Source organism: Zavarzinella sp. (genome assembly GCA_041399155.1).
GTDB lineage: Bacteria > Planctomycetota > Planctomycetia > Gemmatales > Gemmataceae > JAWKTI01.
In genome coordinates, this window is record JAWKTI010000002.1 from 213,762 (window position 1) to 234,056 (window position 20,295).

A 20,295-nucleotide genomic window follows, 5' to 3' on the forward strand; every position below is an offset into this window, starting at 1 on the left:
AGACTCATTGCAGTAACCAAATTCTAATTTGAATTGCTTTTCATTTGGTTTTCGAGCATCTTTTTGTCAAAATACTCTCGCAACTCGGTCCACATTTGCCCAGAAATGCCCATCATCGAAAGTTCGACCCCCTCCAGACTTGGGAGCACCGTGGGATCAAGAAACTCTTTGGCACCATTATTGTGGATGGGATTTTCGCGTAAATCGAGCCGTTTTAATGAGTACATATTGTTGGCTCGGGCCAGCACCCGGGCACCATCATCGCTGATTCGGTTGTTTCCCAGATTTAAGTTTTCCAGATGACAGGCACCAGGCCAGTGGGCAATCACCCATGCTCCCTGATTTCCTAAGTCGTTGTAGGATAAGTTCAAATCGGTTATTTGATCTAACCCATTCATTTCCAGAATGTGGGACAAAACCGTGGCATTCAAACCGTTGTGCGACAAATCAAGGTGCTGCACCCTCCCGGTATTCGAACCAAACTGAAGTGATGTTCTACCGCGTTCTAATATAGCTAATTGGTTATATTGCAGCACCACGCGGGACAGATTCGGCAACCCAACGGGTGATAACACTGCCTGCAAACCAGCAAGTGTGATCTCGTTTTGTGAAACAATGAGATTTTTTAATGAATTCAGGTGTCGCGATCTTGCCAGGGAATATAGAAATTCATCGCCAATTTCGTTTTCGCTGCAATCCAGCGTCGTGAGTCCCGGCAAGTTGGTAGTGTTTGCCAGCAATGCCGCACCTTGCGAGCGAAGGCGATTCCGACGTAACTTCAAGGTTTGTAACCGTTCCAGGTGGGGCGAATTGGCTACCACCAGGCCAAGATCTTCGCCTAAATGCTGGGCAAAAATGGCAATCGATCGCAGACGGGCCACTCCGGGACAATCAAATAACTGAGAGAGGCAATTCCCCACATCGATAAAAGTAACGTGCTGAATCGGTGCGAGCCGAAAGATTTCTGCAAAATTCCGAATAAACACCTGTGCATCAATCACAATGCTTTCGATGAATCCCCGCTGGTATTCCGGCAGCACCGTGGTGAATTTCAGCAGTGCTTCGCGGTACATCCTTTTCAACTGCAACGACAGCATGTAAGTTCTTGCAGCCAAAACTTTTCTAGTGGGGTGATCAGTGGGTAAGCGATGCAACAGACATTGCAACCGAATAAACTCCCCACGGGGATTGTTTTGTGCATCCAGCCAGTCTGCATAAACCAATCTTGGCAAGTCATCATCCGGTTCTGCACAAATCGCTTCCAGAAATCGCTCGTGCAGGTTCATTTGTTCCATCTGTGCAGCATACCTGAAGAGATTCCAGAAATCTAGCACAAATCAGGCCGATGCCCGTACTGACCTGGAAAAATATGAGTGAATCTTAATGAATGCAGGTGACATCGTGCACGTGGGTAGTTTCTTCCCCACCTGCAGAGGAAAAGAGAAAGCTGGCTGCACGTCCAAAAGTTTTGACAAGATTCTCATTTGTGAGAACTTCTTCAGGATTTCCCTGCAGCACAATATTGCCACTTCGTAAGCAATAGACCACATTGGCATACTTTTTGACGATATGCAGATCATGGGAAACCAGCACCACAGTAACGCCCAGGTCTTTGTTCAATTGGGAAATCAATTGGTAAAACGGTTCCTGATCGGCAAAATCGATGCCCGCAGCGGGTTCATCCAACAACAAAATTTCCGGGGTGGGGTGGAGCGCAATCGCCAGTAACACCCGTTGCATTTCCCCACCGGAGAGTTTCGCGAGTTGAGATTGTAACAGGTGCTCGGCGTAAACTTTTTTCAGAATCGTTTTCGCAAGTTCTTTCGTAGCACGCGAAATCCCCAGTATCAGTGGGCGGCGTTGACAGGAGAGAGCAATGAACTCCAGCACCGTCAAGGGTAAGCGGGCATCGATTGACAACTTCTGAGGAACATAGCCCACCCGTTCCGGCAGGCCTCTTTTTCTGCCAGACGTGCACAAATGCAGCACATCACCTGAAAAGTGGTGCTCTCCCAGGAGTGTCTTCAAAAAGGTCGACTTTCCAGAACCATTCAACCCAATCAGGGCAGAGATCTGGCCTTTGGGAATAGCCAGAGTCAGATTCTTAAGAATGGGTCTACCTGTTAAGGTGACACATAAATTTTTAACTTCCAGCAAAGATTCCATCAGGACATCGCCGCCACCAGGTTGTCAATATTCATCGTAATCCGCCGCACATAGTAGTCGGCGGTCAGATCGTTTTCAGCACAGGTTTCCATTGGATCCACTTCCACAAACTGGGCATCTACATTTTGCTTTCGCAGTTCCTGCAGTAACAGGCGTGCGGAGGTGTGGGAAGGAAATTGTGGCTCTACGGCAATCAGGCGCACATTGGCCAATCGGCATTTTCTGGCCAGCGCATTGATGCGGGGTGCCGAGGGTTCGTGGCCCGCTTCCAATTCAATGGAATCGACAATGTCAACACCATAGGTGTCGCCGAAATAGACCAGAGAATCATGAAAACTGATCAGCCGACGATCCTTGCATTTGCTCAGTCGTTCTTTGCCAGTCAGGGCCAGTTGTTGCAATTCCTGAATAAAGCTCGCACCACGCGAGCGGTAACCTTGTTCACGTGAAGGATCAATTTTGACCATGAAATCAATCATCGCCTGGGTCATTGTCTGGGCATGCTTTGCACCCAGCCAAACGTGGGGATCGTGGCCATGATCATGTTCTTCGCCCGCACCGTGATCGTGGTGGCAGGCACCCTCCCGCAAATGGTGTTCCTTGATCGAGGCACCCAGATTGGCTACCTGCCAGCTGGGATTACCACAGTTCGAGCCCAATTTGTCTGCCAGCCCTTCATCCAGGCCGATCCCATTGATGACAAAAGCGGTGCAACCACGTGCCAGTTCCAGGTCGGTTACGGTGGCATCATTATGAAAGTGCGGCCCACGTGTCGTCAGCAGGCATTTTACGGCAGCATCTTCCCCAGCCACTTTTGCCGCAAAGCAATACAGTGGGGCAAAACTGGTCAGAATTTTTGGTTTATTTCCCGCAGATTTCCAGGGATCTTCTACGGAACTGATGCTGCAACCTGCCACCACGGGCAAAACACCAGCACTGGCAGCAAAAAACTGTCGACGATTCATCGTCTTACCTTTGTTTCAGTGACGCACATTAACTAAAACTCTGTGGGAGAGTCTACTACGCAATTATACGATGTTTTACCAAAATTTGTTCACAAGGCAAAGGAACAAACGATCCCGGGCCGGGCACCTTCAGCTGAACTGAGAGAACTGATAGTTGAGCTTAGAGCAAATAGGCACTGGCAATCGAAAAATAAATCAGAATGCCTGTCACATCCACAAATGTGGCGACGAAGGGACCAGACGCAAAGGCGGGATCGATGCCGAACTTTGAAAATACCAATGGCAACATCGAACCAAGCACTGTTCCCCAGATGCAGACAAAGGCCACCGATTGTGCGATGACCAGCGCAAAGAGCCAACGGTTCGCGGTTTCACTTCGCAACGAACAGCCTTCGGGGAAAATGTACTTCCGAAACCCTTCCACGTGGGATGGTTCTTCCAGAAACTGCTGCCCACTTGGTAGACCAATATAGGCGTTGGCGTGGCTGGGATCGCTAGCCAGAATGCGGGAGCCTGTCGGAATCTGTATTTCTGCACCCTTGTTCAACGTAACCTCTTTTGGTACAAGCACTTCGAACGATTCCTTTAGTTCTTTACGGGCACTGCGGACATCGTCGGAGGTAGTCGCACCCCGTAGCAGTCCCATCAGTCCCAGGGTCAGGCCCAACACCAGCCCCATTGTCAGTTCCCGTGTCAGGATTTTCTTCCAATCGCCAAAGCGGATAAACCCTAGCGCCAGTGCTCGCGTGGTGAGTGATGCCGCCTGGGAACCGGAATTCCCACCTGTGGAAATACAGAGGGGAACGAAGAAGCTCAGGGCGACAACTGCCGTCAGGGGTTCTTCAAACTCGGCCATCACCGAAAAGGTAGCCAATTCCCCAACGAACAACAATGAAAGCCAGAATGCTCGTTTTCGCCAGACAGTAAAAAAACTGGTTTGTGTAAAGTCCCCTGTCAGGGTGCCCACAGCGGCCTGTTTCTGCATATCCTCGGTGGCTTCATCGGTAATCACATCGATGACATCATCGTGGGTAACAATCCCCACCAATCGTCGCTGGTCATCTACCACGGGAATGGCTACCAGGTCATATTCCGCCAATTTGCTGGCCGCCACGGTCTGGTCGTCATCCGGTCGCAATGCCACCAGGTCGCCCGTATCCACGATATCCTTGATCGGAGTGAAGCGACCAGCCAGCACTAATGAACGTAAAGGCAGAATCCCCAATAACTTACGAGTGTTTTCCTGCAGGATGTAGATGTAGTAAATGGTCTCTTTGTCGGGTGCCTGAAGACGCAGCCTGTCGATCGCATAGCCAGCTGTAATCCCCAGGTGTAACAAGGCGTAATCGGTGGTCATAATCGACCCCACCGTGTTTTCCTGATAGCGAAACAGATTGGCAATATCCCGCCGTTCCGCTTCATCGACCAGTCGCACAATTGCTTCCATCGCCTGCGGATCGAGGCGTCGTAACAGATCGACGCGGTCGTCCGACGACATCACTTCAATCACTTTCGCCAGGTGGGACTGCCCCACACCACGTGCCAGCTCCACCTGCTTTTCCACAGGAAAGTATTCGAAAATAGCTGCCTGTTTCGGAAATTCGGTATTTTTCAGCACTTTCCAGACATCTTCTTCCGAAAATTGATTGTCCGACAGCACCGCCACAACGGTGGAAGGGTGGAGCATTTCGACAAAGGCTTTCATCCCTTTATCATTTTCATCAACAATCATTTTCCGGACTTCCGGAACGAACAGGGGGTTGAGCATGGTTGCTCCACCAAGCAAGAGATTTAATTGGGGACAAGGATAGTATTATCAATCAAGCGGGTTTGATCAAAATAAACCGCTAATGCCACCAATGCGGGGCGGTCAATTTCTGTCATCGGCTGCAAAGTCTGTTCATCCACAATTTCGATGTAGTCCAGCCTGGCATCAGGCATCGCATCGACAATGGCAATCATTTCCAGTCGCAACTGGCTGACCTGCCTGACGCCGGTTTTCAATTTGGCTTCCGCGTGCCGAAGTGCCTGTACCAGACAAGTCGCCTGCGTGCGTTGGCTCTCAGTCAGATAGCGGTTGCGGGAACTGAGTGCCAGCCCGTCTGGCTCCCGCACGGTGGGCACTTCCACGATGTTGACCGGGAACAGCAGATCCTTGACCATCTGGCGGATGACCCGCACCTGTTGGGCGTCTTTCTGGCCGAACCAGGCAATATCAGGTGATACTATGTGAAATAATTTGCCCACAACGGTGGTAACGCCCCGGAAATGGTGGGGACGTCGATCGCCGCAAAGTCCTTTGGATACTTCAGTTACGTCGATGTAGGTCTGAAAGCCGTCGGGATACATTTCCCCCACCGTGGGGGCGAAAATTGCATCCACCCCACAGCCACGACACAGTTCCTTGTCTGCTTCAAACGTGCGTGGGTAGCGGTCATAATCTTCATTGGGTCCAAACTGCACCGGATTGACAAAAATGGAGGTCACCAGGTAGTCGCATTGCCCACGTGCCGTGCGCATGAGTTCGGCATGGCCGTCATGTAAGGCGCCCATTGTTGGCACCAGGCCAATCAGTTTCCCTTCGTGGTGAATCGACCGTATTTTTTCGCGAATGAGGGCAATACTGGGAATGATTTCAGGCAGCACTTCCATTGACAAATCTTGATTCTCCGGCGGGGTTGAGCAGGAGTAGCATTTCCAGGTAGGAACGCGGCTCCATGCGGCTTAAATGCAGTTGCTGGGACAACTGATTCAGCAGTGGTTGGATGCGGGTTTCCTGCTCTTCGGACGCCAGGACTTCCAGTTCAATAAAATCCCCCAGCCCGCGGACACAGTCCAGGCAGGCGTGGATGGTAAATCCGTCCCGATTGAGTTGAAAGATTTCCCGCTCTTTATGAATTGTAGCAACCACCTGATATCGAAGTGCCTGAAAAAATTCTAATGCTTCTGAAAGTGTGGTCAGTAACGGCAGTTCTATTTCCTGCCTGCTCTTGGTAATTCCGGAACGGCGAGGTCCTTTATAAGTGACCATCAACTGGTCACCGATCAAACGCAGTCGCAGTGCTTCATCGGTCTGTGCAAAATCCCGGTCGGGCGGTTTCAGGTAAGTATCATCTTCCAGTTGGGTGCCCACGCATTCCGCCCCAAGCTGAATTAATAGCTCCCGAACCGATTCAAGGTGGGGTAAGGCATACTTAATTTCGATTTCGAGCATTTCCGCCCCGCTTTGTCTCGCTACAAGATAGGATAGGTCAGGATTTTCGATTGAACAAGAATGGTAACTGATGAGTACGCGACATCTTGTATGCACGGTGGCTGATTTACCGTTAAATGAATGCAAAACGATCGTGGTGGGGCAACAGCCGATCAGCGTCTTCCACACTCCGGATGGATTTTTTGCAATTGACGACCGCTGTCCGCACGCAGGTGCTTCGCTGGCAGGTGGTTACGTCGAAAATGGCATCGTTACCTGCCCATGGCACTACTGGAGAATCCGGCTTGCGGATGGTGCGTGGGCAGACAATCCTCGCATATGTATACAATCGTTTGGGGTTCAGGTGGATGAGCAGCAGATTTATGTCGTTTTGCCCACCTTGCCCACGGATTCCGGGCTACCTGTCATCACTTGACATTCTTTCAGCAAGAAATTCTGTTTCTCGGACAGGAAATCCTTAAATTATCTCAGATTTACCTAAGATGGTGAGTTGAAATACGAATAGTGTTACAGAAGTAAGATTTCTTGGTTTGTAACTCGTAGCGAGGAAATTTTCATGTCGACCCCTGAAACCCCACAAACACCGGTTTCAAGTACCCCCGCAGCTTCAAAGGCTTCGGCACCGAATGAGATCCGTATCATCAGCCACTCCAGCTTGTATTACTGGTGGCCAATCTGGTTTTTCGGTCTCGTCTTTGCTTTCTGGACTTTCCTCGAAGGGAACCGTCTGGCAATTATCCCAGCTGGTTCTGTCGCGGTGAAATCTTCGATTCAAGGTGCTGATGGCAATCCCGCTACCAAGATGACAATTTACGTCGAGGGGGATGGTCACCAACTTGCGAAACACACCAAGGCATTAACACCTGAAGAACAGAAAAAACGCGAAGAAGCGAAGACGCTGCCCAACAACCTGGAAATGGGTGCGGAAGCATCTCGAATTCTGACCCGCGTCAGTGCAAAATCATGGATGGGCCCACTCTTCCTGATTATTCTCAGTCTGGTAATCATCATTACCAACGTGCCGCTGCGGGGCTTGTGGTCGCTGGTGGCGATTATTGGCTGTGTGACTTTGTCGCTGTTCATCAGCTTGTTTGGCTGGTGGGACGATATCTTCAACGCATTTGGTGGCCTTCACATCTACATTAATATGGCGGGGTATATTTTCCTTGCGATCGTGCTGCTGATTGCTTGGCTTGTCGCGTTCTTTGTATTCGACCGACGTTCTTACATTGTGTTCACCCCAGGGCAGATTCGCGTGTGCGAACAGATTGGCGGACGCGAAAAAGTGTACGACACCATGGGGATGACCATTGAAAAGCACCGTGACGACTGGTTCCGTCACATCTTCCTTGGTTTCGGCAGTGGGGATTTAACGGTACGCACTGCAGGTGCTGATCGCCACGAATTCCGCATGCCCAACGTGGCGTTGATCGGTTTCAAAATCGGCCCGATCGAGCAGATGTTGCGTCAGAAGCCAATCTTCCAGTCGAACGACAATTAAAGAATGAGCTTTGCCTCAGGCCGAATGAAGTGAGCAAATCTTAATAATTGGTTCTTTTCCCAACAGATTCCCATCTTTGGCTTTGGGACAATCCAACAATTATTCCACCAGGCTGGCGACTGGGTAGGATCCCAGATTGTGGAATGTGTGGCATTGCTTTGCCAGACTGTTGAGCGTTTTTTTGACCTTCAAATCTTCGGAATGGCCGTCGAAATCCACGAAAAAAACATACTCCCCCTTCGCCTGTGGGTAGGGGTACGATTCAATCCAGGTCATGTTCACTTTGTTTTTCTTGAACTCGTTCAGAATATCCGCCAACGCACCCGGGCTGTGGGGAATCATGAACATGATGGCGGTTTTGTCATTTCCTGTGCGATCAGCAGCGTGGGAGCCAATCACCGCAAAACGCGTTTCGTTGTGGGGCGAATCCTCAATACTGGTAAACAGGATTTTCAGCCCAAATTGAACAGCCGCTTCACGTGAAGCCACCGCAGCTGAACCAGGAGTAGTTTTCACAATTTCTGCCGCTGCTGTGGTGCTGGTTACCTCATGCAGGCTGGCCTGGGGTAGATTTTTCGCCAGCCAGTTGCGGCACTGCGAAAGTGCCTGGGGCTTGCTGTAAACTCTGCGGATTTCCGCCTGTTCGCCGTTCGCCAGCAAGTTGTGGTGTACCCGCAGGCGAACTTCTGAGCAAATTTTAATCTCTGGCATCCGCACAAACATGTCCAGCGTGTCGGCAACGCGGCCATCAGTGGAATTTTCCAGTGGCACCACGCCATAATCGACATGTTCCCTCTCCACTTCTTCAAAAACGGCAGCAATGTTGCTCACGCCCACGAGTTCTGATGCACGGCCAAAGCGGTGCAGGGCAGCCAGGTAGCTGAAGCTGTATTCTGGTCCCAGATAGGCGACACGGTCGATTTTTTGTAACGCACGTGACCCACTGATAATTTCGCGATAAATCGCCCGAATCGTGACTTCCGGCAGTGGGCCATCATTGGCCGAAAGCACATTCGAAATGACTTCTTCTTCACGTGCGGGTGAAAACACACTCTCATTATTTGCCGACTTGACTTTGCCGATCCGACTGGCCAACTCCGCACGTTGATTGATCAATTCCAGAATTTTCAGATCCAATTGGTCGATCTGGGTTCGAAAACTTTTTAAATCTTTCGAACTGACAGGTAAGTCCGCGTTCTCTTTGGTGCGTTTGGGAGCCATCGCGCCTGCTTCCTTTGTGAAAATCTTCTCATGAAATTGGCCGCTTGAGCAACTTCAAAATCATGTACAACCTGTTCTTCGCTTCGTATTTTCAGGATATTGACTGAATGTCTGTTTTCAGTGGAAATTCAGAGATTGCTTTTTTTCAGAAATTGCCGCACCGCATCGCGCCAGGTGGGGAGGGGTGCAATTCCCCAAGTATCTAATCTTTCACTACTTAAGACGCTGTAAGCAGGTCGACGTGCGGGCTGTCCGTACTCTGCAGTGCGGATTTTCTGCACCTCAACATCAAGATTCGCATATTCGAATATTGTTTTAGCGAATTCCCACCAGGAGCACCCACCCTGATTGGTGATGTGGAAAACCCCCTGTGCGTGGACTGCCAGCAATTCGAGCGTTTTTGCTGCCAGATCACCCGCAAAAGTGGGAGAGCAGATCTGGTCATCGATCACTTTTAAGGTTTTTCGCTCTGCCAGCCGCAGCATTGTTAAGACGAAATTGTTCCCTTTGCCACCACTGCCGAGGTAGCTGTAAAGGCCGCAGGTGCGGATAATCAAGGCAGATGGACAGGTTGCCAATGCGAGATGTTCACCTGCTAATTTGCTGCACCCATAAACCGATACGGGTGCGGGTAGATCACCTTCACAATAAGGAATCGAACGCTGAGAATCGCCCCCAAATACATGGTCTGTGCTGAAATGTACGAACTTGATGCCACGTTGCTGGCATGCTTTTGCCAGGTGATGAACCGCATGGGCATTGGTGGCAAACGCAGCATCCGCTTCACTTTCTGCGCGATCTACAAAGTTATAAGCGGCACAATTCAGTACTACCGTAGGCTGGTGGGCATCAAGAAACGCTTCAATGCTGGGCATACTTTGCAAGTCGATGGAGCTACGATTCGCCACAACTGCCTGATCTAAAAGCAGTTGCGAAAATTCCTGACCAAGTTGGCCATTCCCACCGACAATGATTGCACGCATAGATTCCCACAGGCAAAGTGCTGTTCATGAAACAAGAATTATAGTATCCGAAGGCAATGAAGGCATTTGTGCACCGCTATCAGTGAAAGTGAACAACGAAGCCATATTCAACAGCTTTGGCTATTCACTCGGAAGCATTGCTTCAAAGTCGTCTTCAGAAATTACCGTTACACCCAGTTCGGTGGCTTTGGCCAGCTTGGAGCCTGCATCAGCACCAGCAATCAAGAGGGATGTTTTTTTGGAAACACTTCCTGCAACGGTGCCACCGTATGTTTTGATTAGCGATTCAATTTCGGTGCGTTTATACTTGGTTAGTGTGCCAGTCACCACCAGCGTTTTGCCCGCAAACACCTGGGCGTGGGTGGTGGTGCTGACTGGTTGCTCCATGCATACTCCAGCCGCCTTTAACTGCTGCACCAGTTCTATACCGGTGGGGCTATGGAAGAAATCGAAGATATATTTCGCCCTTTTTGGCCCCAAACCTTTTACAGTTGAAATCTGATCTTCGCTGGCAGCCACTAACTGATCCATCGTTGGGAACTCTTTGGCAATAATTTCCGACAGGCTGTCCCCCACCGTATAGATGCTGAGTGCGGCGATTAATCTTGCCAGCGTGCGGCCTTTGCTCGCTTCAATTCCTTTTAACAGGTTGGTAGCTTTTGCTTTTTTAAACTTGTCGAGCGTCAGCAGTTGCTTTTCGGTCAGCGAATAAAGATCGGGAAGGCTTTTGACGAGTCCGCTTTCGACCAATTGTTTTGCTACTTCGTCGCCCAGTCCATCAATATCCATCCGCTCGCGGTTGGCATAGGAAATTAACCGTCCAGATAGTTGGGCGGGACACGTGGCCGTATTGGTGCAGCGGTAGCCGTAACTACTGTTACTTTCCTGCCGTTCTACCGCACCCTGACAGATCGGACAGGTGCTGGGCCAGACGAGTGGTTTTTCCTCTCCGGTTCGGGATTCCGTAATCACCTGAACCACCTGTGGTATGATTTCCCCCGCTTTTTCCACCACCACGGAATCACCCACACGGGCATCGAGCTGGTCGACAATGAAGGCGTTGTGCATGCTCGCTCGACTGACGGTAGTGCCTGCCAGACGCACCGGTGGCTGAAAAATGGCCACGGGGGTCAGCTCACCAAACTTGCCCACGGAAAGTTCAATTTCACCAATTTTGGTAATTGCCTGTTCCGCAGCAAATTTGTACGCTCGTGCCCACCGTGGGACTTTGGAAGTAAAACCGAGTTGCTCCCGCAACGCAAACGAGTTTACTTTTACCACCATGCCGTCGGTATCATAGGGCAAATCGTGGCGTTTCGTGTTCCAGGTATCGCAAAAGGCAATCACTTCCTCAATCGTCTGACAGTGGGCCGTGTGGGGGTTTACCTGCAAGCCCATTTCCTTAAAAAGCTCTAATAATTCAAGCTGCGTATTACAATTAATGTCGTCTGCATAACCGAAACCATATGCAAATAGCCGCAACTTCCGTTTGCGAGACTGCGCAGGATCGAGCAGTTTCAGGGTACCAGCGGTCAAATTTCGTGTGTTTTCGTACGGTTTCTCCCCTTCAGCCGTGCGTTCCAGGTTAATTCTCACAAATTCTTCATGAGTCATGTACATTTCGCCCCGAATTTCCAATCGATTCGGAACGCGCTCCCCCGCCAGTTTCAGTGGCACATCCAGAATGGTGCGTAAGTTGTGGCTGACATCGTCGCCGGTATCGCCATCCCCACGAGTGGCACCAAACTGGAAAATCCCACCTTCATAGGTCACGGAAATCGAAACTCCATCGATTTTCAGTTCCAACGTGTAGTCGACATGCTCTCCCGCAGCTGCTTTTCGGACATCTTTGTCGAATTTGATTAAGTCTGCCGAATCGTAGCTGTTTTCCAGAGACAGCATCGGCACCTGGTGGGTGATTTTGGCAAATCCTTCGATCGGTTGCCCACCGACACGTTGTGTGGGGCTATCCGGAGTTGCCAGTTGCGGGTGAGCTTTTTCCAGATCGACCAGCTCCTGCAGCAAGCGGTCAAACTCCCGATCTGAGATTTCCGGTTCCGCATCCACATAGTACCGCTGATTGTGGTAATCAATCTGCTGGCGAAGCTCGCTGATTCGTTGCTCGATACTCATCGTTTTCTCACAAATGAACTGCCGAAGGTTCTTTTCTTTGTACTTTTTTTCCGGCAGAATGCCTGTTTTCCCAAGTGGGATGAAATGTAACGAATAGAAAGTGCTCGAACCAGCTCAGTTGTCGATTTTCTCAAGGATGGGCACAAATGTGATCGTGCAATGAAATTATTGCTTCAGCAATGTCAGGACGAAATCAGTCATCCTGAATCACTTCCCCGCCCGCAATGGTGCCATATGCCTCCCATGCAAATGGGTTGATGCTGTTTTTCAGCATTCGCACCGAGCCATCACCAAACAGGGTGTTCACCCCTGCTGTATGGCGTGAAGTGGGGTCTTCCACATGCTGCAGGTTGTTGTTGGGCACGCGGCCTTCATCATGTTCTCCCGTATTGGTCAGAATCAGCGTGGGCGGACCTTCTGGCCCGTACGCAGGATTCAGTGGGGGATTATGAGAATCGGTAATCGCACCCACCCAGGTGGTCAGTGGCGAACGTTTGCTGTCTCGTTCGATAACAAAGATGGTGTTACTTGTCCCATCCGTAATGCCGGATGTCGAAATTTTGCTGTTACGCAGCAGAATACCTGTGTTCACATCAGGGTTATCAGTGACCTCGAAGGTCCCGCCCATCCCAACGTAGTTTGAAAAGGCGACATTGACTGAGCCTGTAGCGGTGGGAATCAAACACAATTCCTGCGAAGGCGAATCAGAGGGGCAGCGATATCCTTTCAGAATTGTAGTACGTACAGCCGCATGGAACGGATCGCTGATATCGCGGGTGATATCGATCTGTCGAAACAGATTTTCCTGCTCTAAATAGGGTAACAGATACGCACCCCAGCCCCAGCCTGGTCCAAGGCCATCCCCATTCACGGAAGCGGGTGTTGAAGTGTAACCTGGGCAAAAATGATCATAGGTGGCGTGATAATTATGCATGGCCAGCCCAATCTGCTTCAGATTATTAGTGCATTTGGCTCGATTGGCTGCTTCCCGCACTTTCTGCACGGCGGGCAGTAACAGGCCAATCAAAATGGCGATGATCGCAATCACCACCAGCAGTTCAATCAGGGTAAACCCCTTCTTTGTAAAACGCGGTTCCATGAATAGATACTCAACAATAGAAAATATAATTGCGTTAACACAAAGTATAACCAATGTAAACTCTGTTGCAACATAAATTCTTGAATTCCCAGAAAATAGTGCTGCTGGGCGAATTTTCACCTAAAATCGTGGTAATTCTTGACGCACCGAGTTTGTCGACGCATGCGATTCATCATTTTGGGTAATGGCCAGAAACCCCGGGTTCCACAGGAAGCAGATCGCCTGCACCGTCGCCTGGTAGAACTGGGTGCGGAGGTCCTGTTGATCGATCTGTTCCGGGAACGGAATCTACAGCAGGTTCAGGCAGATATCGCACTGGTCTTAGGTGGAGATGGAGCGATTTTGCGTGCTGCCAATCAGATGGCGACCAATCAAATACCCGTTTTGGGTGTCAATTTGGGCAGACTGGGGTTTTTGGCGGATCTGGACCCGGATGAGGTCACCAGTTGCCTGGCAGCCATTTTGCAAGGCGATTACACCACGACATCCCACCTGATGCTGGAATGTCGCCTTCAGACAAATGGTGCCTGCAGTACATTTCTCGGTCTGAACGAAATGATTGTCCGCAGTGGGCCACCGTTTAAAATGCTGGATCTGGAAGTGTTGGTAGATCAGCAGGTTGTTTCCCGATTTTTAGGTGATGGAATGATCATCAGCACACCAATTGGCTCAACTGCCCACTCGCTTTCAGCGGGAGGGCCAATTCTCGGTCAACAGATCGATGCGATGGTGATGACCCCACTTTCAGGTCATACACTTACCGCCCGCCCACTGGTCGATTCAGCCGATAAAGTGTACACGATTCGAGTTCGAAATGCCGAGGGTGCATGGCTGGTGGTTGACGGTCAAACAATTGCCGAAGTGTTTGATGGTAATGAGTTGCGGGTGTCTCGGTCGCCAACGGTCTTTCGGCTGGTGAAAATTCCCACCAAGAACTATTACCACACACTGCGGGAAAAACTTCACTGGGGAACCACCCCAAATTACCATGTCGAACCAGATGGAAATCAGTAACGTAATAAGGTTCATTCGCGCTATAATGTTGGCAAATTACTGACATGAATTCATTTTTTGATCTCATTCCGGCCAGTTTAGTCGTTGCCGTGGCACTTGTTGCTGCAGCAATTCCCTGGGTATGGTCATTGGATAGCCGACCATTCAAACAATGGATTAATAATACAACTGTCCTGGGGTATCTACTGGGTGCGGTAGGTGCGATCACCATAGGATTGGCATACTGGATGAATTCTGTTGTCGAAGTGAAACTGGTGGAAGACCGCGGGTATGTTTTTGCATCCATATTGCATTTTGAATTAATTCTAGACCTTTTTGTCGCGTTGCGTTATTTGCCAGTAGCCATTTCACCGAAAGGTGGGGCGGTTGCAGTCGCTGCGATGCGTGAAGCGATCCGTCAACCGATGTACTGGTTAATTATGATTGGTTCTGCATTGCTCATTCTGTTGTTCATGTATGTGCCTTACTTCACACTGGGCGACGATTATACCCTGTACAAACTGGTCGCGTTCGACGTGATTTTGTTATTCCCAGGTTTATTCGGGTTACTGGTAGCAAGTATCACCATTAATGAAGAAATTGAAGGCCGCACCGCCATCACGGTGATCAGTAAGCCAATCAGCCGCCGCCAGTTTTTTATTGGCAAGTACATAGGGCTGTTAATGGCCTGCCTGACGATGGCACTGGTGTTAACCTGGGTGCTGACTTACGCACTGAATTACAAACTGACTGCAGAACCGCTGGACGAATCGAGTGACCTGCTGATGCAGAAGATGTCAGATCAGGTATCTCCCCATGTCGCACAGGCACTGCCCGATGTGAAAGGAAATTCTCTTGGCAAGGGAATGGGTGTCTGGATGGGAGAAACATTTGCCCACCATATGGGAACAATTCGACTGTTTGGACAGGTGATGGTTTTGCTGGCGATCTGTACCACGCTGGCAACGCGGATGCACTTTGTCATCAATCTGGTGATCTGCCTGGGTATTTACCTGATGGGCAACCTGGCACCAATCATTCTCCATGCCACCAGAACACAGGAAAATGATGGCACGGGCATGCAACTGATTAACTTTATCGCCAGATTATTTGATGCGGTATTTCCATCACTGAATTCGTTCGGGATGGGGCCAGCCATTGTGCGGGATTCCCCACTGGAGCCGATGCAGTTTCTGGTGTTTGTGGCCACCGTGCTCTTTTATGGCGTTCTGTATTCCGGAATTGCACTTCTGTTGGGTTTGTTTCTGTTTGAAGATCGCGATTTGTCGTAGTGACCTCAACCGCTTAAGGAAGCGACGAGAGCGAAGTAGAGTAGCACGATGGGATTGTTCGATTTTCTGTTCGGCAGCAAGAAACGAAGCAATGTGGTGCAGACATGAGTGAAATTCTTCCCGGTCGCTATCAGCACTACAAAGGCAACGAGTACACCGTCGTCGGCACGGCTCGGCACAGCGAGACGCTGGAAGAACACATCGTCTACCGGCAGGAGTACGGCGAACACGGGCTGTGGGTGCGTCCGAAGCAGATGTTTTCGGAGACGGTGAATGTCGATGGAAAGGACGTACCTCGTTTTCAACCCATGGGGTTGAGCAGTGAGCAGGTCGGCGATGGCGTCACCAATATTTTTGATGATCTCCCTTCGTATTTGCCAAAAGAAGTAGTGCAGACGCTCATTCGTGCCGCCGACGTGCGCATTGAACGGATCATCTCCCATGGTCACTTTTCAGCAGTAGACTTCTGGTACGACCAATCGCAGGCCGAATGGGTAATCGTTTTAAAGGGGGCGGCGAGGTTGCAGTTCGAGGATGGTATGGTCGAAATGAAACCCGGTGACTTCATCAACATTCCGGCATTCAAGAAGCATCGAGTCGACTGGACGACACCAGATGAGCCGACCGTGTGGCTAGGCGTGCGGTATGGAGGAACTATCTGATGCAACCTCAACCCTGATCTGCGTTCGAGATGCTCCCTTTCTCACATATCCCTCAGCCAGGCGCCTTTCCAGTATGTATAATTTTGAAAAGACATATCTTTTGGTACACCACACATGGCAGAACAGTTTTGGATCGGGGTTGACTTGGGTGGCACCAAGATCCTCACAGGCTTATTCGATTCGCAGTTAAATCTGGTACAGAGAAAAAAAACAGCCACCAACGCCAGTGAAGGCGGGCCTGCCGTGGTTGCCCGTGTGGTCGAAACAGTGCACGCCGTTCTGGCGGAACATCAACTGACCACCGACCAGGTTGCCGGTCTGGGGCTGTCCGTCCCTGGTCAGGTGGTGCTGAATACCAAAGTGGTTCGCTTTGCACCCAACCTGAACTGGCGGGATTTTGACCTGGCACCACTCCTGCCGACTACCTGGCAATTTCCCACCGTGGTGCAGAACGATGTTCGCATGGGAACTTATGGGGAATGGAAAAAAGGTGCGGCCATTGGCGCTCAACACGTCTTTGGGATCTTTCCCGGTACTGGTGTGGGTGGGGCATTAATCCTCAATGGCGACCTTTTTCACGGTTTTCATGGCCACGCCGGCGAAATTGGGCATATTGTGCTGCAATGGCGAAAAGGCCAGACCCTGGAAGATATTGCAGGTCGGAAAAATATCGTCAAGCATGCCAAAGCGATGCTGGCTGACATGCCAAGAAAAGTCCGCAAGACCTGGAAAGATGTTGACACCGAAAAATTAAAAAGTTCTCAGATTGCCAAGATGTACCAAAACAGCGATCCGATTATGCTGCAGGCAATTGATGAAGCCGCCAAAGCCCTGGGTGCGGCAATTGGCAGCGTGGTAAATCTGGTTTCACCGGAAATCATCGTCATTGGTGGGGGGCTGGCAGAGGCACTGGGCGAACCGTTTCGCGAACACGTGTGGGAAATAGCGGAACGCTACATTCTGCCCGATGCGGCACTCAACGTACCGTGCGTATTAGCCAAACTGGGCGATGATGCGGGAATTACCGGTGCTGCTGCCTATGTGCAGGATCATCTGGCCAGCTTGACGCAAGGAGCAACGGAATAATGCACTTACCGCTGCCACTACCTGAAATTGCCCAACGCTATCAGCGAGCCTGCGATGCTACCCGTGCCGCAGGCAATATTGCATTAAAATATTTTCATGATCACCTGACGGTGGAATGGAAAGAAGACGAAAGTCCGGTTACTGTGGCTGATCGTGCTGCGGAAAAAGCCCTCCGCGAACAGTTAAAGCGGTTTTTTCCAAATGATGGCTTTTTTGGCGAGGAATATGGCGAAGAAAGTGGCTCCAGCCCATTTCGCTGGATTATCGACCCCATCGATGGAACGCGGTGCTTCATCCGCGGGATCCCCCACTGGGGAACACTGGTGGGTCTGGAATATCTCGGCCAGATAGTTGCCAGTATCTGTTACGCACCTGCAATGGGCGAATTCTACCGGGCGATGATCGGAGAAGGTGCCTGGCTGAATGATGCCCGCATTGCCGTTTCGCAGGAAAAAGAGCTTTCCAGATCGCTGATGTGTTACACGGGTGTCAAAATCTTCCGCAACTATCAGGTGGGTGATGCTTTTGAACGGGTGCTGGCACAGGTGGAAGGCGCACGAGGTTATGGCGACTACTACGGCTTCATGCTGGTGGCGCGTGGTTCATGCGATCTGTTGGTCGATTTTGGTTTGCACGCCTGGGATATTGCTGGACTACAGATGATTGTGACAGAAGCGGGTGGAAAATTAACCGACTGGTCTGGTGGAATCGATCTTTTCCGCCCGGATGTGGTTGCTTCCAACGGCCACCTTCATGCTGAAGTGCTGCAATTGCTGGATTACCAGAAAAGTAATGCTTAGAGCGAGCTTCGAGTAATTGTGATCATGGCTGTTTAAAGCTTATTGTCTTTCGGCCCCTTCAGGGCCAAAGACAGTTCAATATCTAGCCCTATTTCAATTTAAGATCAGTCGAATTGAAGTCAAAATATTGATTTGCGCTCTAATTGCGCTGGCTGGCGTAGTAGGCCACTTCATGCCCCACCAATAGTGCGAACTGCGGTTCGGGCAGCGTATATAGTGGGCCGGTCCAGGGGTGCAGGTAGATCTGGGCCTGTTGGTGCATGCCTCGGAGCAGATCGTGGTACGCACCGATGCTGATATGTTGCTGTGTGGTAACCGCCTGATACAGTTGTGGCAGGGGGTAATCAGGCGAAGTGCGGTCGCCCATGGCCCACTGCTTGAGTTGGTTCATCACAAAACCGGGAAGTGCTTCCATCGGTTTTGCAGCCTGATCCACCACCTGCGTGGGACGAGAAGGTACTGCGATTTTTCTGTCGGTTGCTAACTGACTGATACAGTCAGTCACCAGCAGTTTCAGGCTGCTGATTGCTGTTTCCAGGTGCTGTAAGGTCCCTTGAATATTGGCCAGTTCTTCCGATTTCAGTTCCAGCACACGAACGCAATCTTCAAGTAGCTGGGTGGGATTGGATTGGGCAACCAGATATTCCCGCCCTGCAGGTGTAATGGTGCAGATTTCGACGGGCTGTTTCCCACGTGTATCTTCACTGATGACCTGAAGCCAGCCAGCATTTTTCGCCTGATCGGCAGCAAATCGGGCAGTGGTATTCGCGGGGAACAACCCAGGTTCCCCTTTGGTGGCGAACAAGGCAAACCCCGCAGGTTCACTGACAGCTTTGCTGAGTGCATCCAGAATCATGCGGGTGGATTTATCAGACACGGAAGCCCCTCCAGGCGGCAGCCCACGCGGGGGAAGACAAATTTGTGCGCAAACGCTTGCTATGCAACCATTTGCAACAAAAAACCGCCCCCCACCGTAACTAGGAACATGGGACAGAAACTGTATTAGTTACTGAACTCAATTCGTCTTTTCGCCAACTGGCCCTGCAGGCGATCGACGATGCTGGAATGCATCTGACTGACCCGCGATTCGGAGAGATTCAATGTGGCACCAATCTCTTTCATCGTCATGTCTTCGTAATAGTAGAGAATGATGATCAACCGTTCGTTACGGTTCAATCCCTTGGTGACCAGCTTCAGAATATCGTTATTCTGTAGCCGGAAGGTGGGATCCACCGCCTTTTTGTCTTCCAGGATGTCAATTTCCCGGACATCTTTGAAGCTGTCTGTTTCGTACCACTTTTTGTTCAGGCTGACCACACCCACCGCGGTGGCTTCGCTGACGAAAGACTGCAGTTGATCCAGTGTGATTTCCAGCCGGGCAGCCAGTTCTTCCGGCCGTGGTGGGCGGCCCAGTTCTGCTTCGAGCGCTTTGCGGGCAGCTTCGAACTTGCTGGCTTTGGAGCGCACCAATCGTGGCACCCAATCCATCATGCGCAGTTCGTCCAGCATGGCACCGCGAATCCGTGGGACACAATAGGTTTCGAATTTTACCCCGCGTTCCAGGTCGAACGCATCGATTGCGTCCATCAACCCGAACGTCCCAGAACTAATCAGGTCGTCCAGATCGACCCCGTCTGGTAGCTTCGCCCAGATTCGCTCTGCGTTGTATTTCACCAGTGGAAAGTATTTTTCCACTAGAAAATTGCGGTATTTCAGGTCACAAGTTTCGCGATACGCTTTCCAAACCTGCATCGTATCCGACATATCCACAGTAGCAAGCATTGGGTTCCTCCCCCTGTGGAAGTGAATTGCACGGCACTCGATAATTGCCCCACCGTGGGAGCAATTCCCCGATCGAGGATGTTTGACCACCTGAAAACCACCCCCGGTTTTCACGTGGGACATCACGCCTGCGAATCCCCTTCCGTCCCCCGATTGTTCCTTACTTGGAACGAACCGTTCTCACCTCATTCGGAAATCTGACGTTGTTAAAAGCATGGAAAATTTTCAAAACCAGTTTTTCCCACTGTCGCAGGATCATCCCTGACCCTGCCACGTGGTACAACCGGCAATGTTTCCCCAGCCACTTCAGCTGAATCACTTTCCCCAAAGTGGTTCAACCAAAATATGCGACTGCTTTTGTGCCAACGGGTGCGGGCAATAACCGTCTTTGTGTGCTC

The 20,295-nt window shown here is 50.6% G+C and carries 19 protein-coding genes; 7 read left to right on the forward strand and 12 right to left on the reverse strand.

The window, feature by feature from the left end; all coding sequences use genetic code 11:
- Positions 1 to 23: 23 nt before the first annotated feature.
- From R3B84_11000 to cyaB, 6 genes are all read right to left on the reverse strand, one after another.
- Positions 24 to 1,295, reverse strand: coding sequence for a TIGR02996 domain-containing protein (locus R3B84_11000; protein MEZ6141087.1), 1,272 nt, complete (start codon positions 1,293 to 1,295; stop codon positions 24 to 26).
- Positions 1,296 to 1,380: 85 nt separating this feature from the next.
- The gene (locus R3B84_11005; GenBank protein MEZ6141088.1) at positions 1,381 to 2,166 is read right to left on the reverse strand and encodes a metal ABC transporter ATP-binding protein; all 786 of its coding nucleotides are present in this window, start codon (positions 2,164 to 2,166) and stop codon (positions 1,381 to 1,383) included.
- A complete protein-coding gene (locus tag R3B84_11010) occupies positions 2,166 to 3,131 on the reverse strand; it encodes a metal ABC transporter substrate-binding protein (GenBank protein MEZ6141089.1) in 966 nt (321 codons plus the stop codon). Before R3B84_11010 ends, R3B84_11005 begins: the two co-directional genes overlap by 1 nt.
- Before the next feature lie 160 nt (positions 3,132 to 3,291).
- Positions 3,292 to 4,899: a magnesium transporter gene (gene mgtE / locus R3B84_11015; GenBank protein MEZ6141090.1), complete on the reverse strand. Its 1,608-nt coding sequence runs from the start codon at positions 4,897 to 4,899 to the stop codon at positions 3,292 to 3,294.
- Positions 4,900 to 4,922: 23 nt separating this feature from the next.
- Positions 4,923 to 5,783, reverse strand: coding sequence for a pantoate--beta-alanine ligase (panC, locus tag R3B84_11020; protein ID MEZ6141091.1), 861 nt, complete (start codon positions 5,781 to 5,783; stop codon positions 4,923 to 4,925).
- A complete protein-coding gene (gene cyaB / locus R3B84_11025; protein MEZ6141092.1) occupies positions 5,767 to 6,345 on the reverse strand; it encodes a class IV adenylate cyclase in 579 nt (192 codons plus the stop codon). Before cyaB ends, panC begins: the two co-directional genes overlap by 17 nt.
- A 70-nt stretch (positions 6,346 to 6,415) precedes the next feature.
- Here cyaB and R3B84_11030 point away from each other — a divergent pair, with 70 nt between their 5' ends.
- Positions 6,416 to 6,760, forward strand: coding sequence for a Rieske 2Fe-2S domain-containing protein (locus R3B84_11030; protein MEZ6141093.1), 345 nt, complete (start codon positions 6,416 to 6,418; stop codon positions 6,758 to 6,760).
- Positions 6,761 to 6,901: 141 nt separating this feature from the next.
- Positions 6,902 to 7,846, forward strand: coding sequence for a hypothetical protein (locus R3B84_11035; protein MEZ6141094.1), 945 nt, complete (start codon positions 6,902 to 6,904; stop codon positions 7,844 to 7,846).
- A gap of 99 nt (positions 7,847 to 7,945) precedes the next feature.
- Here the strand turns inward: R3B84_11035 and pheA are convergent, their stop codons facing one another.
- The 4 genes from pheA to R3B84_11055 all read right to left on the reverse strand — a co-directional run bounded on the left by pheA (position 7,946) and on the right by R3B84_11055 (position 13,282).
- Positions 7,946 to 9,067, reverse strand: coding sequence for a prephenate dehydratase (gene pheA / locus R3B84_11040; protein MEZ6141095.1), 1,122 nt, complete (start codon positions 9,065 to 9,067; stop codon positions 7,946 to 7,948).
- 128 nt (positions 9,068 to 9,195) lie between these two features.
- On the reverse strand, positions 9,196 to 10,050 hold the full coding sequence (gene rfbD / locus R3B84_11045) for a dTDP-4-dehydrorhamnose reductase (GenBank protein ID MEZ6141096.1): 855 nt from the start codon (positions 10,048 to 10,050) through the stop codon (positions 9,196 to 9,198).
- Between the two features lie 120 nt (positions 10,051 to 10,170).
- Positions 10,171 to 12,183 (reverse strand): NAD-dependent DNA ligase LigA, encoded by a 2,013-nt coding sequence (gene ligA, locus R3B84_11050; protein ID MEZ6141097.1) that lies wholly within the window; start codon positions 12,181 to 12,183, stop codon positions 10,171 to 10,173.
- Between the two features lie 193 nt (positions 12,184 to 12,376).
- On the reverse strand, positions 12,377 to 13,282 hold the full coding sequence (locus R3B84_11055) for a DUF1559 domain-containing protein (protein MEZ6141098.1): 906 nt from the start codon (positions 13,280 to 13,282) through the stop codon (positions 12,377 to 12,379).
- A gap of 162 nt (positions 13,283 to 13,444) precedes the next feature.
- Between R3B84_11055 and R3B84_11060 the strand changes: the two genes are divergently transcribed.
- The 5 genes from R3B84_11060 to R3B84_11080 all read left to right on the forward strand — a co-directional run bounded on the left by R3B84_11060 (position 13,445) and on the right by R3B84_11080 (position 18,115).
- Positions 13,445 to 14,296 carry an NAD(+)/NADH kinase gene (locus tag R3B84_11060; protein ID MEZ6141099.1) on the forward strand — a complete coding sequence of 284 codons (852 nt, stop codon included), beginning with the start codon at positions 13,445 to 13,447 and terminating at the stop codon, positions 14,294 to 14,296.
- A 44-nt stretch (positions 14,297 to 14,340) separates the two neighbouring features.
- Positions 14,341 to 15,567, forward strand: coding sequence for an ABC transporter permease (locus R3B84_11065; GenBank protein ID MEZ6141100.1), 1,227 nt, complete (start codon positions 14,341 to 14,343; stop codon positions 15,565 to 15,567).
- A 104-nt stretch (positions 15,568 to 15,671) separates the two neighbouring features.
- Positions 15,672 to 16,229, forward strand: coding sequence for a DUF1653 domain-containing protein (locus R3B84_11070; protein ID MEZ6141101.1), 558 nt, complete (start codon positions 15,672 to 15,674; stop codon positions 16,227 to 16,229).
- A 114-nt stretch (positions 16,230 to 16,343) separates the two neighbouring features.
- On the forward strand, positions 16,344 to 17,315 hold the full coding sequence (locus R3B84_11075; GenBank protein MEZ6141102.1) for an ROK family protein: 972 nt from the start codon (positions 16,344 to 16,346) through the stop codon (positions 17,313 to 17,315).
- Positions 17,315 to 18,115, forward strand: coding sequence for an inositol monophosphatase family protein (locus tag R3B84_11080; GenBank protein ID MEZ6141103.1), 801 nt, complete (start codon positions 17,315 to 17,317; stop codon positions 18,113 to 18,115). The genes R3B84_11075 and R3B84_11080 overlap by 1 nt, the downstream gene beginning before the upstream one ends.
- Positions 18,116 to 18,254: 139 nt before the next feature.
- Here the strand turns inward: R3B84_11080 and R3B84_11085 are convergent, their stop codons facing one another.
- A complete protein-coding gene (locus R3B84_11085; GenBank protein ID MEZ6141104.1) occupies positions 18,255 to 18,992 on the reverse strand; it encodes a hypothetical protein in 738 nt (245 codons plus the stop codon).
- 125 nt (positions 18,993 to 19,117) lie between these two features.
- A complete protein-coding gene (locus R3B84_11090) occupies positions 19,118 to 19,897 on the reverse strand; it encodes a FliA/WhiG family RNA polymerase sigma factor (protein ID MEZ6141105.1) in 780 nt (259 codons plus the stop codon).
- Positions 19,898 to 20,295 lie beyond the last annotated feature (398 nt).

Excerpts from the sequence above, each read along its gene's own strand:
- R3B84_11000 (MEZ6141087.1), bottom strand. The coding sequence starts at position 1,295 with ATGGAACAAATGAACCTGCACGAGCGATTTCTGGAAGCGATTTGTGCA.
- R3B84_11005 (MEZ6141088.1), bottom strand. The coding sequence starts at position 2,166 with ATGGAATCTTTGCTGGAAGTTAAAAATTTATGTGTCACCTTAACAGGT.
- R3B84_11010 (MEZ6141089.1), bottom strand. The coding sequence starts at position 3,131 with ATGAATCGTCGACAGTTTTTTGCTGCCAGTGCTGGTGTTTTGCCCGTG.
- mgtE (MEZ6141090.1), bottom strand. The coding sequence starts at position 4,899 with ATGCTCAACCCCCTGTTCGTTCCGGAAGTCCGGAAAATGATTGTTGAT.
- panC (MEZ6141091.1), bottom strand. The coding sequence starts at position 5,783 with ATGGAAGTGCTGCCTGAAATCATTCCCAGTATTGCCCTCATTCGCGAA.
- cyaB (MEZ6141092.1), bottom strand. The coding sequence starts at position 6,345 with ATGCTCGAAATCGAAATTAAGTATGCCTTACCCCACCTTGAATCGGTT.
- R3B84_11030 (MEZ6141093.1), top strand. The coding sequence starts at position 6,416 with ATGAGTACGCGACATCTTGTATGCACGGTGGCTGATTTACCGTTAAAT.
- R3B84_11035 (MEZ6141094.1), top strand. The coding sequence starts at position 6,902 with ATGTCGACCCCTGAAACCCCACAAACACCGGTTTCAAGTACCCCCGCA.
- pheA (MEZ6141095.1), bottom strand. The coding sequence starts at position 9,067 with ATGGCTCCCAAACGCACCAAAGAGAACGCGGACTTACCTGTCAGTTCG.
- rfbD (MEZ6141096.1), bottom strand. The coding sequence starts at position 10,050 with ATGCGTGCAATCATTGTCGGTGGGAATGGCCAACTTGGTCAGGAATTT.
- ligA (MEZ6141097.1), bottom strand. The coding sequence starts at position 12,183 with ATGAGTATCGAGCAACGAATCAGCGAGCTTCGCCAGCAGATTGATTAC.
- R3B84_11055 (MEZ6141098.1), bottom strand. The coding sequence starts at position 13,282 with ATGGAACCGCGTTTTACAAAGAAGGGGTTTACCCTGATTGAACTGCTG.
- R3B84_11060 (MEZ6141099.1), top strand. The coding sequence starts at position 13,445 with ATGCGATTCATCATTTTGGGTAATGGCCAGAAACCCCGGGTTCCACAG.
- R3B84_11065 (MEZ6141100.1), top strand. The coding sequence starts at position 14,341 with ATGAATTCATTTTTTGATCTCATTCCGGCCAGTTTAGTCGTTGCCGTG.
- R3B84_11070 (MEZ6141101.1), top strand. The coding sequence starts at position 15,672 with ATGAGTGAAATTCTTCCCGGTCGCTATCAGCACTACAAAGGCAACGAG.
- R3B84_11075 (MEZ6141102.1), top strand. The coding sequence starts at position 16,344 with ATGGCAGAACAGTTTTGGATCGGGGTTGACTTGGGTGGCACCAAGATC.
- R3B84_11080 (MEZ6141103.1), top strand. The coding sequence starts at position 17,315 with ATGCACTTACCGCTGCCACTACCTGAAATTGCCCAACGCTATCAGCGA.
- R3B84_11090 (MEZ6141105.1), bottom strand. The coding sequence starts at position 19,897 with ATGCTTGCTACTGTGGATATGTCGGATACGATGCAGGTTTGGAAAGCG.